Below are 13,841 nucleotides of genomic sequence, written 5' to 3'. Positions count from 1 at the left end.
GGGGTGGCGAAGTACTGCAGTTTGTTACAGCCACCAGTATCAGCCCATCACGAGCGTCACCGGTACGTCGACGCTTAGAATCACGTCCTGTGTCGTGTCGCCGAAGACGGCCTTGCCGGTCGGCGTCCGTTGCCGGCCGGTGAGGAACACGTGGTCACAGTCGAACTCCTCGGTGGCGGCGACGATTCGGTCCGCCGAGTTCCCGAACGCCCCCTCGACGCTGAAGCGAACGTCCTCGGGGAGAAGCGCCTCACCGAGGTACGTCGCGAACGACTCCGCACCCTCGATGCCGGCCCGATAGTTGTGGTCGACGCCGGTCAACTCGCGCATCTTGTCACGGACGGCGCCGCTGTCGAAGGTGTCCGTGACGTGAAACAGTAGCAGTTCGCTGCCCGACCCGCGGGCGAAGTCGGTGGCGACGTCGAGCAGTTCGAGTACTTGTTGCTCCGGTTCGACGACGACGAGCGCACGCGTCATATCCGACTAGACGGGCCAGCAACGCAAAAACCCACGTGCCGGTCAGGGCTCGACGAGGACCTTCACGAGGTCCGTCGACTCGTCCGTGATGGCGTCGAACCCCGCCGGAACGATGTCGTCGAGGTCGATAGTCGCCGAGACGAACGCGTCCGTATCGACGTCGCCGGCGGCCAGCGACCGGATGACGGCGTCGAACTCGCCGCGGTGTGACAGCGGGGGATAGGCGTAGGTCTGACTCCCCTGTACCGTTCGCTCGGTGGTGACGACCTCCTTTAGGTCCGTCTCCGTCGTCTCCTCGAAGACGGCCCCGACGGTGACGACGCCGCCGCGGCGGGTGCTCCGGAGCGCCGCGTTGAAGGAGGGGTCGACGCCCGCGTACTCGAAGGCGTGGTCGACGCCGCCCGCCGTCTCGGCCCGAATGCGCTCGACGGGGTCCGCGGTGGTCGGGTCTATCGTCACGTCGGCCCCCAGTCGGTCCGCGATAGCCCGTCGACCGTCCTGCGGTTCGGAGACGAACAGCCGTTTCACGCCGGCGTCGAGGGCGGCGTGGACCGCCGTGAGGCCGATGGGGCCGGCCCCGAACACGGCGGCGGTGTCGCCGGGGCGCAGGTTCGCCCGGCGGACGGCGTGGAGGCCGACCGCCAGCGGTTCGACCAGTGCGCCGTCTTTCAGCGATACGTCGCCGGGGAGTTCGTGGACCTGCGGTTCGGGGACGACGACGTTCTCCGCGAACCCGCCCGTGTCTGTCTGGAGGCCGATAGCGGCGGCGTTCTCACAGCGGTTGTGGTGCCCTTCCTCGCAGTAGTAGCAGTCGTGACACGGGATGTTCGGCTCGACGACGACACGGGCGCCCTCGGAGAGTCTCGTCACGTCCTCACCGACCTCGGAGACGACGCCGGAGAACTCGTGACCGATGGTCACCGGCAGTGACTCGCCGGTCCGTGGATGGGGCGCTGCGGGCGTGAAAATCGGCCCCCCGAGGTACTCGTGTAAGTCGGTACCACAGATGCCACACCACGCGACGTCGATGCGGACGTCGTCCGGGCCGACGTCGTCGGTCGGTACGTCTTCGACGCGGACGTCTCCCGGACCGTAGTACACTGCTGCTTTCATGGCTGGATTCGTGTTGTATGCCCTCGCAAGGCACTACCAGAACGTTCGCCAGCGGTCGACAAAAGCGTTCTCCCGCCCCGCTGCCTACGAGCGAACGCGTCCGAACACTATTGTCGACCGCCGCTGAACGTGTAGGTGTCACGATGGTTCCACGACTTCCGACCGGTGAGAGCGACGATTCGAGCGGGCAGCCGCGGCCGACGCGGACCCCGGGGAGGGCGCGTTGATGCTCCCGTTTTCGGTCTGCCTCGAGATGCTGTACACCGACCGCCCATTTATCGACCGGTTTCAGCCGGTCGCGTCCCTCGGTGCCGAAGCCGTGGAGTTCTGGACGTGGGCGGACAAGAACCTCGACGCGGTCGAGCGGACGCTGGCGTCGACCGACCTCGACCTCGTCGGGATGGTCGGCACCGAGGGCCCGCTAACCGACCCAGACCGACTCGACGAGACGGTCACGGAGATAGAGCGGTCGGTCGCGGTCGCCGAGCGTCTCGACTGTCCGACCCTCTTCGTCCTCACCGGCGACGACCAACCGGGCGTGACCGAGGAGCGACAGCGCGAACTGGTCGCCGAGGGGTTGCGTGCCGCCGCACCGACCGCCGAGGACGCGGGCGTCACGCTGGTCCTCGAACCGCTGAACACCGCCGTCGACCATCCCGGCTACTTCCTCGAAGCGGCCGACGTCGGGTTCGACGTCGTGCGGTCCGTCGACAGCCCCGCAGTCGCCCTCCTGTACGACGTCTACCACCAGCAGGTGACCGAAGGCAACATCATCGAAACGATGACGGAGAACGTCGAGGACATCGGCCACGTCCACATCGCAGACGTGCCCGGTCGGTACGAACCGGGGACGGGAGAACTCAACTACCCGAACATCCTCGACGCTGTCGACGAGGCGGGATTCGACGGCTACGTCGGATTCGAGTACCGGGCCCGAGCGGACCCCGAAAGTGCGATTCGCGCCGGCCTCTCGCTGGGAGAGCGACGACCGGGCCGGGACGTCTCGTAAGCAGTGTATTACTAAGACGACGAGCGCCCCGCAACGCTGGAAGAGCCGGTCGGACGGCCCCCGGCCGTCCCGTTCCCGGTTGTGCGTCGACGCCTCGGGTTTCCGATTGTCCGCCCGCGTTCAGCGGTGAGATAAGCGCGGTCACCGGGGATGAAGAATCACAATAGTACGTGTGTTATCCAAATCGTCCGTCGGCTATCGGCGGAGCCGTCTGAGCGCTCGGAAGTGGGCTAACAGAGAAGATTTATTACACTACAACGTTAGAGTCGGTGTATGTCGACCCCAGAAGAAGTTACTAACTCGGCACGGTTTTCCGTCGAGAACGTCGGCGGAATAGACGAAGCCGAACTCGACATCTCGCCCGGAGTAACCATCCTCTCGGGCAAGAACGCGACGAACAGAACGTCGTTCCTCCAGTCGATCATGGCTGCGATGGGAAGCCGTCAGGCGACGCTCAAGGGCGACGCCGACGAGGGGCGCGTCACGTTCGAGTACGAGGACGAAGTGTACGAGCGCACGCTGAAGCGTGCCGGCGACAGCGTGCAGTTCTCGGGCGAGAGTTACCTCGACGACTCCGAGGTCGCGGACCTCTTTGCGTTCCTCCTCGAGACCAACGAGGCCAGACAGTCCGTCGCCCGCGGCGACGACCTCCGCGACGTCATCATGCGCCCGGTCGACACCGAGGCCATCAAAGAGGAGATACAGCGCCTCGAAACGGAAAAAGACGACATCAACGACGAACTCGCGACGATCGAGTCCAGAAAACGGGACCTTCCGGACCTCGAACAGCGGCGGAACTCCCTGCGCGAACAGATAGCGGACAAGCGCGAGGAACTCGCCGAGAAAGAAGAGGAGATAGACGAGAGCAGTCACGACATCCAAGAGAGCCGTCGGGAACAGGAGAAACTCGAAGAGCGACTCGACGACCTGCGCAGTACCCGGTCGGACCTCGAATCCCTCCGCCAGAAGATAGAGTCCCGTGAAACGAGCATCCGTTCGCTCAAGCAGGAACGGAGTGAGCTCTCCGACGAACTGGCGGACCTGCCCGAGACCCCGATGGGGGACATGGAACACTTAGAGAGCGAAATCGAACGGCTCCGAGGAAAGCGACAGACCCTCAACAACGACATCTCGGACCTCCAGAGCCTGATCCAGTACAACGAGGAACGCCTCGAATCCGAGGACTACGAGGTCCTCGGGACGCTCGAAGACGGCGGCGACGAGACCGCAAACGGGTCCGTCACGGAACAGCTCCTCGAAGACGACGACGAGACGGTCGTCTGCTGGACCTGTGGCTCCTCGGTCGAACGCGAACAGATCGAGGACACCGTCGACCGCCTCCAGAGCCTCCGGGAGGAGAAACTGAGCGATCTCTCGGAGATAAAGAGCGACCTCGAAGATCTCAAAAGCGACAAGCGCGAGGCCGAGCAGAAACAGCGCCGACGTGAGGAGGTCGAACGGAAACTAAACGACGTCGAAGACGAACTCGAACAGCGGACCGAGCAGATCGACTCGCTCAAGGACCAGCGCGAAGAACTCACCGACGAGGTCGAAACGCTGGAGTCGGCCGTCGAAGAACTCGAGTCGGAGGACTTCGAGGACATCCTCGACCTCCACCGCGAGGCCAACCAGCTAGAGTTCGACATCGACCGTCTCGAATCCGACCTCGACGACGTCAGCGAGGAGATAGCGGAGATAGAGGCGATGGTCGAACGCGCCGAGGACCTCCGCGAGGAGCGCGACGAACTCGTCGACGAACTCACCGACAAGCGCACGAAGGTCGGCCAGATAGAGACCGAAGCCGTCGAGGCGTTCAACGAGCACATGGACGCCGTGCTCGACATCCTCGGGTACGAGAACTTAGACCGCGTCTGGATAGAACGCATCGAACGCACGGTCCGAGAGGGGCGGCGAAAGGTCGATAAGAGCGCCTTCGAACTCCACATCGTCCGGACCACGGAGAACGGGGCGGCCTACGAGGACACCATCGACCACCTAAGCGAGAGCGAACGAGAAGTCGTGGGCCTCATCTTCGCGCTGGCCGGCTACCTCGTCCACGACCTCCACGAGACGGTGCCGTTCATGCTGCTGGACTCGCTCGAGGCCATCGACGCCGATCGAATCGCCGCGCTCGTCGACTACTTCGCCGACGCCGCGGACTTCCTCGTCATCGCGCTGCTCGAAGAGGACGCGCAGGCCCTCGACGACGACTACGCTCGCGTCACCACCATCTGAGCCCAGTAGCCTTTTTACGCCCAGTTGCGAAAGGGGAGATAGAGAATGAGTTCAAGCACTGACGACCGCCCGTCGAGTAAGGTGGCGCGGCTCCTCGACGAGTACGGCCTCGACGAGATGGGGGCGGAATTAGAGCTACGGTGGACCGGCGACGGCTACGAGCGGATGAGTCTCAGGGACCTCGCCGACTACTTCAACAAGCAACTCCTCGAACAGGCGCTCAGAGACGCGGGACAGGCCGCCCTCGACAGTGACGTGGAGACGACCTACCGGAACCTCACGGCCGACGACGTCAGCACGGGGGTCCGGACGGACACCCGGACCAGACTCGAGCGAGAGGGACTCGACGTCGAGTCGCTCGAACGGGACTTCGTCACCTATCAGGCGATTCGCTCGTACCTCAAGGAGTGGCGGGGTGCCGAGTATCAAAAACCCTCCGACGAGGAAAAGCGGGCGAACGACCGCGAGAGCATCCAGCGGTTACTGACCCGGACGCTCTCGGTGACCGAAGACCGCATCGAGAAGCTACGGGACACCGACCGCATCGCCGTCGAGGAGTTCGAGGTGTTCGTCGACGCGCAGATTCTCTGTCAACGGTGTGGTACGCAGTACGCCGTCACGGAGTTCATCGACAACGGTGGCTGTGACTGTCTCATGGACACTGCATAGCAGGCTGTCGTCGGCCGGTATGTTGTGCTTAAAGAACGCGACTGAGAGATTACTCGTCGGACGGCGATAGTGCCGTCTGAGACGAGTGACTGCCGTGGGAACTCAGCCGTCGCCGTAGTCGCCACCGTACTTGAGAAAGAAGAACGCAAACCCGACGACCAGTAGTGCGAGTGCCGTCGCACCGATGGCGAGAGTCCGCACTGATTCGGGAACCTGTGGGACGCCGTCAGGTCCACTGCCACCACCGCCGTCGCCCGCCGTACCGACGGTGAGGGTAGCGACCATGCCAGCGCCTTCGTGGGGGATACAAAAGTATCCGTACTCGCCGGGGACGTCGAACGTGTGCTCGAACGCCTCACCACCGGGGACGTTCCCCTGATCGGGGTAGGCTGACCGGGCCGCCTCCTCGCCCGATGCGCCACCCGACGCGAAGAAGTCGGCTTCGTCGGGAATTTCGTCCCCGTAGGCGGTAACGGTGTGGCCGATGTCACCGACGTTCTCCCAGACGACGGTGGTACCGGGTTCGACGGTCGTTTCGTCGGGGTCGAACACGAGGTCGTCCGTCATCGCGACGGTGACCGTGCCGCCCCCGCTATCCGTCGTTTCGTCACCCGTCTGTGGACCCGCGGTCGCTGTAGCGTTCCCCGTCGGCGTCTCGGTACCACCCCGAGTGCCAGTCTCGTCCGTCTGTGCCGACCCGGCCGTAGATGCGGACCCGACGCCGCCGGCTACAGTGATACCGCGCAGGAGGCCTCGTCGAGTCACCTGTGGTGAATCGTGGACACGTCCCATACGACAGCTTTCGGTTCCAGCGACAAAACCACCTGTGACCGTTACCGAGACGGGCAGAAAACGGGTTTAGAAGGCCTATATCGGCCGAGTACGTGCTCGCTACGGTGATAGCTGCCGAGAGCGCGAGGGATAGGTCGTTCCTAGCAGGATGTGGGCGGTACATACTAAATACGCGGTCCCGTGTGCCGCGAAATATGTTGTATGATAACATGGAACGGCAGTGGTGGAGAGCGTCGGGTGGTGACCGATGAGTAACAGGCAGTCGCCCTCGAAACGAGATAGTGGCGAAACGACCCAGCACGACCATCTAGAAGCCATCTTCGTGAAGGTGACCGGCACCGACGAACTGGTCGAAGAGCAGGCACGGAGCGCTTCGGTGTCCCGAGAGATCACGTTCGAGGCCGACGGTCGGTCACAGACGCTCTCGGAGTCCGTCTCGGCCATGATCAGAGACGACGGCCTCGGCGAGACGTTCGCTGACCCGGAGACCGATATGTCCTCGGACTGACCGCTCTCCCGGGGGGAGACGTACGCTTATTACGTATGCGGGGTAACGTGTTATCGGAACGTCATGACTGTCCAAGACATCGCACGAACGGCGGTAATGACCGCACAGCGCGACCAGACCACCGGAAACCTCGCCACGGTGATGAAAGAAGAGGACGTCGGGAGCGTCGTCGTCGTCGAGGACCGGCACCCAGTCGGTATCGTCACCGATCGAGACCTGACACTCCACGTCGTCGAACCGCGCGCCGACCCGGCCGACGTCACCGCCGAAGCGGTCATGACCGAAACGCCAGCGACGATTCACACCGACGCGGGCGTCTTCGAGGCGACGGCGGCGATGTTCGAACACGCCGTCCGCAGGATGCCGATAGTCGACGGGGAGGGAAACCTCACGGGGATCGTGACGCTCGACGACCTCGTCGTGTTGCTCACCGACGAACTGGACAACCTCGCCGGCGTCATCGAGGCGGAGTCGCCGCCCTACTGAGTCGAGCCGTCGGCACTGCGATTCCTCAGTCGCCGTCCAGCAACTGGCCGTGGACGTCTATCTCACCGTTTCGAATCCGGGTGCTACTAATTCGCTTGCCGTCCTCGGCGACGACGAACGGGGAGGTGTGGATCTCGAGCGGTCGATACCCGCGTTCGATTCGCACGTCGTTGAGTTCGTGGGCCCGTCGCTGGGCCTTGCCCTCCGGTGCGACGACGAGTGCGTCGGCGTCTTCTCGCGTCGCGGCCGGGCCGAAGGTGTCGGTAATCTTCACGATCTCGTGGCCCGCCGTGTACGCGTCCCCGACCCGGTCCAGCGTCGCCGTGAGGGCGTCTTGCCGGTCGTCGAACGACCCGAGGAGTTCGGCGTGTGCGGGGTCGCTCCGCGTCTCACTGGCGAGGTCGGTGGAGGTGAGGCCGACGATGACGTGGCCGTCGCCCTCGCCGTCGTGACTCGCTGTTTGAAAAGCGCTGTGGAGGAGCGCACGGTGGCCGTTGTGTAGCGGGGTGAACGTCCCACCGAGGATGGCGATGCGGTCTGTGTCGGACATGGACAGGCGTTCGACCGCCACCGTGGTATAAGTACGGGGCTCCCAGCGGCGCCAGCAGGGCCGGACTGGAGCACCGCACAGAAGTGACATAATTATAACTATCGTCGGCGCGAAGTTCGACTATGGAGAGTATCCTGTTAGCTACGGATGGGAGCGAGTACGCTCGTGTGGCCGCCGAACGCGCCATCGACATCGCGGCCGAAGAGGGAGCGCGATTGCACGTCATCTGCGTCGTCGACGAACGGCGGTTCAACGAACCGGCGCTCAGTTCGGCCGAGCTGGCGACCATCTTCGCCGAGGACCACGCCCACATGTGCGTCGCCGACGTGCGCGAGATGGCCGAAGACACCGGCGTGGAGGTGGAGGGGACGACTCGCCACGGCCTGCCGCAGGACGTTATCCTCGACTACGCCGACGAGGTGGACGCCGACATTATCGTCATCGGCGAACACGGTTCACACGAAGAACACTTCTCCGGCGTCGGCCGGAGAGTCACCGAGCAAGCCGACCGCGAGGTGATAATCGTCGAAGTGGCACCGCAACCCTGAGTCTGGGGACCCACTCCATTGATTACCTGTCGTGTCGTTGATTCAACGGTATGGAGTTCGACGAGTTCACCGGAACGATACAGCACCGACTGGAACTACCCGATACGGGCCGGACCCTTCGAGCGATTCGGGCGACGCTGCTGACGCTCGGCGAGCGCATCCCGGCGGGCGCCGCCGAGGATTTGGCCGCATCGCTCCCGATGGAGATACGCTGGTACATGACCGGCGCCGTCCACGAACACGGCCAGCGGTTCGACTGGGCCGAGTTCGTCACGCGGGTCAGCGACATCGAGAACGTAGACCGGGCGGACGCCGCGTACCACGCGCGGGTCGTCGTCGACCTCGTCGAGTCGGTCGTGCCGCCGTCGGACTTCCGGCAACTCCGCGACCAACTCCCCGAGAGCGACGACGACGAAGGCTGGGGCAACCTGTTCGAAGTCGTCGACGCCGGCGGGTGGGGTGACGCACAGGAGGCCCAGACCGGCGGCGGGCCACAGGAGTAACGTGGATACTCGGGTCCATGACGCTTCGACTCGGTCTGACCGGCGACGTAATGCTCGGCCGTCTCGTCGACGAACAGCAACTGGCCCGGGTGCCGGGGGCGGTGTGGGGCGATATGCTGGACCGGCTACAGACCCTCGACGGCCTCTGTATCAATCTCGAGTGTTGTCTCTCGGCGCGCGGGCAACAGTGGCGTCGCACTCGGCGGACGTTCCACTTCCGAGCGACGCCGGACTGGGCGGTTCCCGCGCTGGAGGCCGCGGGCGTGGACTGCTGTGCGCTGGCGAACAATCACGTCCTCGACTACGAGGAACCGGCGCTCCTCGACACGCTCGACGAGCTGGACGACGCAGGTATCCCCCACGCCGGCGCCGGTCGGACCGAATCGGCTGCACTCGAACCCGCGTTCTTCCCCGTCGGTGACCGCACCGTCGCCGTCGTCTCCCTGACCGACAACACGCCCGAGTACGCAGCGACGGCGACCACGCCCGGGACGGCCTACGTCGAGATAGACGTCGACGACGCCGAGACGCGCCGGACCGTCGAGACGGCGCTCGGACAGGCGCGCTCCCGGGACCCGGACCTGCTGATTGTCTCCCTGCACTGGGGGCCGAACATGGAGACGGAGCCCCCCGAAGCGTTCCAGCAGTTCGCCCACTGGCTCGTCGACGACGGTGTCGACGTAATCCACGGCCACAGCGCCCACGTCTTCCAGGGGGTCGAGGTGTACGACGGCCGTCCGATTCTCTACGACACGGGCGACTTCGTCGACGATTACGCCGTCGACCCGTCACGGCGAAACGACCGAAGTTTCCTGTTCGAGCTATCGCTGACGCCGTCGGGGAGTCCCGCCGAACTCCGTCTGTACCCGACCGAGATAGCCGACTTCGCGGTCCACGAGGCCAGCGACGAGGCGGCGTCGTGGAGTCGCGAGCGAATGCGTTCCCTGTCCGAACCGTTCGGCACCGCCTTCGACCGGGCCGGCGAGGCGCTCGTCTGTGCGCTCGGCGGTTAGCTTCATCATCGGGGGTCGTCTATCGGTGACCATGCGTCTCCAGCTAGACACTGACGAACGCGTCACGGTGGTCGACGTCACCGACGACGTGGCCGCGGCCGTCCCGGACGACGTTGCAGAAGGCGTCTGTACGGTGTTCGTCCGCCACACGACCGCCGGTGTCTGCGTCAACGAACGCGAGCAACGACTGCTTACCGACCTCGAAGACGCGCTCGAACGCCTCGTGCCGGCAGACGAGCAGTACAGCCACGACAGACTCGACGGCAACGCCGACGCCCACCTGCGAGCGATGCTCCTCGGGTCCAGCGTCTCCGTCCCGGTGCGTGACGGTGACCTCGCACTCGGCACGTGGCAGTCCGTCCTGTTCGTGGAGTGTGACGGTCCGCGTACGCGCACAGTGGACGTGACGACGACGCCGTCGTAGCGAGCGCCGGTTGGCCGTACCTATCGCCATACGGGTGACCGCGTACGCGTCGACGGCACACGCGGCGTCGTCGAACGACTGAACGAGAGCGACCCGGAGGCGCCCGAGGCATAGACTTAGGGACGGCCCGGCCCAACTACGAGCCATGCCGACAGGTACCGTCAGGTTCGTCCACGACGAGGAGGGGTACGGATTCATCGAAACCGAGGCACGCGAGGAGGACGTTTTCTTCCATCGGTCGGCCATCGATCCGGACCTCACTGAAGGCGAGGCGGTCAAGTTCGACGTCGAACAGGGCGACCGGGGCCCGCGTGCCGCCAACCTCCGGCGCGTCTAGTCACGACACGTCGACGCGCCGTCGTCGCGTTCGCTTCCGTAGCGTCAGTCGAAGGACGCCGTCCTCGTCGTAGGAGGCCTCGACGGCGTCGTGTTCCACCTCTTCGGGGAGGTGAACGACTCTGCTTCGGCCGGGCAGTCCCCGCTCGCGCCGGAGATACGTCCCCTCTGTCACGTCGCCGTCGGCGTCGGCGACGATGCGGACCCGGTTCCGCCAGACGGTGACGTCGACGTCCTGTTTCCTGATACCGGGCAGTTCGGCGGCGACGAAGTACTCGTCGCCGTGGTCGACGACGTCTACCGGGAAGGGGACGCCGGCCGTCGGTGGTCTCGTGGTCGCCCGTCGCCGGGACGGACTGGTCTCTCGTCGTGGCGTCATGCTGGCACGTAGGTAGAGGGATCGGAGCGTCTTAACGATAAGCGTGGCGACGAAGCGGACGCTCAGTGGCCGTCCACCCGCCGTCGACGGGATGGTGCGCCCGTTCTGTAGCGTCCACGCCCCCCGACGCCGACACTCCCGACGAGTCCGCACACGGTCCGAAGTGACACCGTGCGGCCACGTGGCGAAGACGCCGTTTACCGACGTTTTCGGCCGCCGGCACGCCGGAGTCGGACCACACTGGTCCCGTGGCACTCCACGCCCGGCAAACGCCGACTTACCTCGTCAAGCGGCCTCGAACGCCGCCGATTACATTCCCTTACCGGACCTTCGAAGGAAGTAATTCGCGTATGCTCATATGAGTGACTGTACAAAGTGAATCCGTCGCAGTCCTGGTCGAGGCCTCCACTGGTCCTGACCTCGGCCACGACGCGACGATACCGACACTCGCGACCCAGGTCGGAAGCGAGTCTCGACGGCCAAAGCGGAGCGCAGTGGTGCACGTCCGAACCCAAGACCGGGCCGTGTGTCTGGGAGTCACCGGTCCGTGTGTGCCACCGCCTTCCGGGCGGCGCAGTCAGCGTGTGTACTGCACCGCCGACCCACACTCGTCCGAGCGGACGCGCCGGGGCTGGTACCGGTCGGCTGTCGGTTCACTCGTCGGCCGCGCGTTCTGCCGCCGCTTTTCCTCGCGTCGTTCCGGTGCCGCTCGTTCTTCCAGTTCCTCGTCCGGTTCCCGCTCTCGCTCGTCCTCGTCACGCCGCTCTTTGGTATCGCCCGAATACGCGGATAGAGACGCCCCAGCACCACGATGGTGGTGCGCTGTCACGGCTGTGGCCGGCGACCGTCGTGTTGTCGTGGGTACCCACCGGGAACCGTCGCGACGACTCCGTTCGCCACCTGAAAGTCCAACTTGTCGCCGACGACGACACTGTGGGACGCGGTAGCACCGCTATACTATTACCACGTCACACCGACGAACACAGCACCAGAGGTACCTCTGGTGATATCCGATGGCACACCAATATAGCTGTAGCGCCTGTGACTTCATGGTCCGGTCGGAGAGCGAGGACGAAGTCGTGGAGCTAGTACAGAACCACGCCGGCGAGAAACACGACATGACCGTCGGCGAAAACGACGTTCGGGACGGGATAGAGAACGTCGACGTCACTGCTGACGCCGGGTGACACCGACGCTACCCGTGGTGGTCGTGACCGCCGTGCGTAAACGGCCCGGCGAACGCACGCTGGACCACCTCGGGCAAGGCCGGGTGGACGTGGACTGACTCGCGGATGTCACTCACCGTCCCGGACCCGGCCTTCATCGCGACGACGACTTCCTGAATCAGCGCCGAGGCGTCCGGGCCGACGACGTGTGTCCCCAGTATCTCACCGTCCGGCGCGACGAGTGCCTTCACGAGCCCCTCGGCTTTCATCGCGTTACCGCGGGCGGTGTCCTCGTATCGGTACGTCGAGGTGGCGTACTCCCTATTCGCGGCCCGGAGGTCCGACTCACGGTCGCCGACGCCGGCCACCTCCGGCGAGGCGAACACGGCGAACGGCATCGCGGTGTAGTCGACGGGCGAGCGGTCCTCGCCGAACAGGTTGCGGATGACCGCTCGCGCCTCGTGGTTGGCGCTGTGTTTCAGGAGGTACTCGCCGACGACGTCGCCCAGCGCCCAGACGCCGTCGGCGGTGGTCCGGAGGTACTCGTCCGTCTCGACGAAGCCGTCGTCGTCCACCTCGACGCCGGCGGCGTCGACGTTCAAGATGTCCGTGTTGGGCCGCCGACCGGCCGCGAGAAGCAACGCGTCGCCGGTCGCTGTCACCGGGTCGGCGCTCTCCTCGACGCTCCCCGATTCGCCGTCGGGGCCGTACTCGAAGGGCCGGGCCGTCAGCGTCACCTCGCCGTCGGACTGTGAGACGGCCGTCGCCGCGTGACCCGTGTGGACGGTGAAGCGGTCGGCGTAGCGGTCGGTGAACCACGCTGCCACCTGTTCGTCGGCCTCCGGAAGCAGATGCGGGCGGCGGCCGACGATAGTCACGTCGCTGCCGAACGTTCCGAAGAAGTGGCCGAGTTCGGCGGCGATGTAGCCGCCGCCGACGACGAGCAGATGGTCCGGCGGCGTCTCTAGCCGGAGCGCGTCGGTACTCGTCAGGTAGTCCACGTCCTCGATACCGTCGATGGGCGGTATCGACGGTCTGGTGCCCGCGGCTAGCAGGACCGTCTCGCCCCGGAGTCGGGTCCCAGTGTCGGTCCCGTCGACTATCGCTATCGTTCGCTCGTCGACGAACCGGCCCTCGCCTTCGAACAGCGTGTGCTGGTCCGAGTGGCGCAGGCCCCGGCGGATGGCCGCCGCGTCCTCGCCGACCGTCTCGTTCACCTCCCTGACGATTGTCTCGAAGTCGACGCCGTCGACCGTCGCGTCGACGTGGAACTCGTCGGCGCGGCGGACCGTCTCCACGACGTCGGCGTGGTACAGCAGCATCTTCGAGGGGATACAGCCACGGTTGAGACAGGTCCCGCCCAGCGGTCCCTTCTCGACGACGGCGACGGACTGGCCCCGGTCGGCCGCCACGCTCGCCACGCTGAGACCGGACCCGGACCCGACGACCACGAAGTCGAACGTTTCCATACCGTTGATTGTTTGCCACACACTATCAATGTCTGTCCCGTCGGCACCGGTCGGCGCTGTCGACTATCGAGCCCGTACCTCGGGGGCGCCGTCGCCGACGTGCCAGCGGACGCGACCGTCACGTGGTCGCGCGAGGGGACTCGTCGACGCGAAGCCGACCGACG

General features: G+C 65.2%; 18 protein-coding genes. 11 read left to right on the top strand and 7 right to left on the bottom strand.

Annotated features, from left to right (window positions below):
- Positions 1-39: 39 nt before the first annotated feature.
- Positions 40-477 (bottom strand): universal stress protein, encoded by a 438-nt coding sequence (locus tag IEY28_RS04120; protein WP_188994785.1) that lies wholly within the window; start codon positions 475-477, stop codon positions 40-42.
- Positions 478-519: 42 nt separating this feature from the next.
- A complete protein-coding gene (locus tag IEY28_RS04115; protein WP_188994783.1) occupies positions 520-1,590 on the bottom strand; it encodes a 2,3-butanediol dehydrogenase in 1,071 nt (356 codons plus the stop codon).
- Between the two features lie 226 nt (positions 1,591-1,816).
- On the opposite strand from IEY28_RS04115, the gene IEY28_RS04110 reads away from it, so the two are divergent.
- The 3 genes from IEY28_RS04110 to rdfA all read left to right on the top strand — a co-directional run bounded on the left by IEY28_RS04110 (position 1,817) and on the right by rdfA (position 5,503).
- Positions 1,817-2,599 (top strand): hydroxypyruvate isomerase family protein, encoded by a 783-nt coding sequence (locus IEY28_RS04110; protein WP_188994781.1) that lies wholly within the window; start codon positions 1,817-1,819, stop codon positions 2,597-2,599.
- 273 nt (positions 2,600-2,872) lie between these two features.
- On the top strand, positions 2,873-4,834 hold the full coding sequence (locus tag IEY28_RS04105) for an archaea-specific SMC-related protein (RefSeq protein ID WP_188994779.1): 1,962 nt from the start codon (positions 2,873-2,875) through the stop codon (positions 4,832-4,834).
- A gap of 45 nt (positions 4,835-4,879) precedes the next feature.
- Positions 4,880-5,503, top strand: coding sequence for a rod-determining factor RdfA (gene rdfA, locus IEY28_RS04100; protein WP_188994777.1), 624 nt, complete (start codon positions 4,880-4,882; stop codon positions 5,501-5,503).
- A 102-nt stretch (positions 5,504-5,605) separates the two neighbouring features.
- Here rdfA and IEY28_RS04095 read toward each other — a convergent pair whose 3' ends face one another.
- Entirely contained in the window at positions 5,606-6,295 is a 690-nt protein-coding gene (locus tag IEY28_RS04095; protein WP_188994775.1) for a plastocyanin/azurin family copper-binding protein, read from the bottom strand.
- Between the two features lie 247 nt (positions 6,296-6,542).
- Between IEY28_RS04095 and IEY28_RS04090 the strand changes: the two genes are divergently transcribed.
- The gene (locus IEY28_RS04090) at positions 6,543-6,803 is read left to right on the top strand and encodes a hypothetical protein (protein ID WP_188994773.1); all 261 of its coding nucleotides are present in this window, start codon (positions 6,543-6,545) and stop codon (positions 6,801-6,803) included.
- Between the two features lie 63 nt (positions 6,804-6,866).
- A complete protein-coding gene (locus IEY28_RS04085) occupies positions 6,867-7,289 on the top strand; it encodes a CBS domain-containing protein (RefSeq protein ID WP_188994771.1) in 423 nt (140 codons plus the stop codon).
- 25 nt (positions 7,290-7,314) lie between these two features.
- Here IEY28_RS04085 and IEY28_RS04080 read toward each other — a convergent pair whose 3' ends face one another.
- The gene (locus tag IEY28_RS04080) at positions 7,315-7,839 is read right to left on the bottom strand and encodes a phosphopantetheine adenylyltransferase (protein WP_188994769.1); all 525 of its coding nucleotides are present in this window, start codon (positions 7,837-7,839) and stop codon (positions 7,315-7,317) included.
- Between the two features lie 122 nt (positions 7,840-7,961).
- Between IEY28_RS04080 and IEY28_RS04075 the strand changes: the two genes are divergently transcribed.
- The 5 genes from IEY28_RS04075 (at position 7,962) to IEY28_RS04055 (ending at position 10,664) form a co-directional block, all read left to right on the top strand.
- Positions 7,962-8,387, top strand: a complete 426-nt coding sequence (locus IEY28_RS04075) for a universal stress protein (RefSeq protein ID WP_188994766.1) — start codon at positions 7,962-7,964, stop codon at positions 8,385-8,387.
- Between the two features lie 50 nt (positions 8,388-8,437).
- Positions 8,438-8,890 carry a DUF2267 domain-containing protein gene (locus IEY28_RS04070; RefSeq protein ID WP_188994764.1) on the top strand — a complete coding sequence of 151 codons (453 nt, stop codon included), beginning with the start codon at positions 8,438-8,440 and terminating at the stop codon, positions 8,888-8,890.
- 17 nt (positions 8,891-8,907) lie between these two features.
- Positions 8,908-9,903, top strand: coding sequence for a CapA family protein (locus IEY28_RS04065; protein ID WP_188994762.1), 996 nt, complete (start codon positions 8,908-8,910; stop codon positions 9,901-9,903).
- Positions 9,904-9,934: 31 nt separating this feature from the next.
- Complete coding sequence (locus IEY28_RS04060) at positions 9,935-10,327, top strand: secondary thiamine-phosphate synthase enzyme YjbQ (RefSeq protein ID WP_188994760.1); 393 nt, start codon at positions 9,935-9,937, stop codon at positions 10,325-10,327.
- A gap of 145 nt (positions 10,328-10,472) precedes the next feature.
- Complete coding sequence (locus IEY28_RS04055; RefSeq protein ID WP_188994758.1) at positions 10,473-10,664, top strand: cold-shock protein; 192 nt, start codon at positions 10,473-10,475, stop codon at positions 10,662-10,664.
- Here the strand turns inward: IEY28_RS04055 and IEY28_RS04050 are convergent, their stop codons facing one another.
- Positions 10,665-11,042: an Hsp20/alpha crystallin family protein gene (locus IEY28_RS04050; RefSeq protein ID WP_188994756.1), complete on the bottom strand. Its 378-nt coding sequence runs from the start codon at positions 11,040-11,042 to the stop codon at positions 10,665-10,667.
- Positions 11,043-11,619: 577 nt separating this feature from the next.
- On the bottom strand, positions 11,620-11,871 hold the full coding sequence (locus IEY28_RS04045) for a hypothetical protein (protein ID WP_188994754.1): 252 nt from the start codon (positions 11,869-11,871) through the stop codon (positions 11,620-11,622).
- 184 nt (positions 11,872-12,055) lie between these two features.
- Between IEY28_RS04045 and IEY28_RS04040 the strand changes: the two genes are divergently transcribed.
- Entirely contained in the window at positions 12,056-12,229 is a 174-nt protein-coding gene (locus tag IEY28_RS04040) for a DUF1059 domain-containing protein (RefSeq protein ID WP_188994752.1), read from the top strand.
- Positions 12,230-12,237: 8 nt separating this feature from the next.
- Here IEY28_RS04040 and IEY28_RS04035 read toward each other — a convergent pair whose 3' ends face one another.
- Positions 12,238-13,677, bottom strand: coding sequence for a dihydrolipoyl dehydrogenase (locus IEY28_RS04035; RefSeq protein WP_188994750.1), 1,440 nt, complete (start codon positions 13,675-13,677; stop codon positions 12,238-12,240).
- Positions 13,678-13,841 lie beyond the last annotated feature (164 nt).

This window comes from Haloarcula pellucida (assembly GCF_014647235.1).
In the GTDB taxonomy this organism is placed as follows: Archaea; Halobacteriota; Halobacteria; order Halobacteriales; family Haloarculaceae; genus Haloarcula; species Haloarcula pellucida.
Note: the sequence above shows the minus strand (reverse complement) of the source record. Positions and strands in the feature narration are given on the sequence as shown.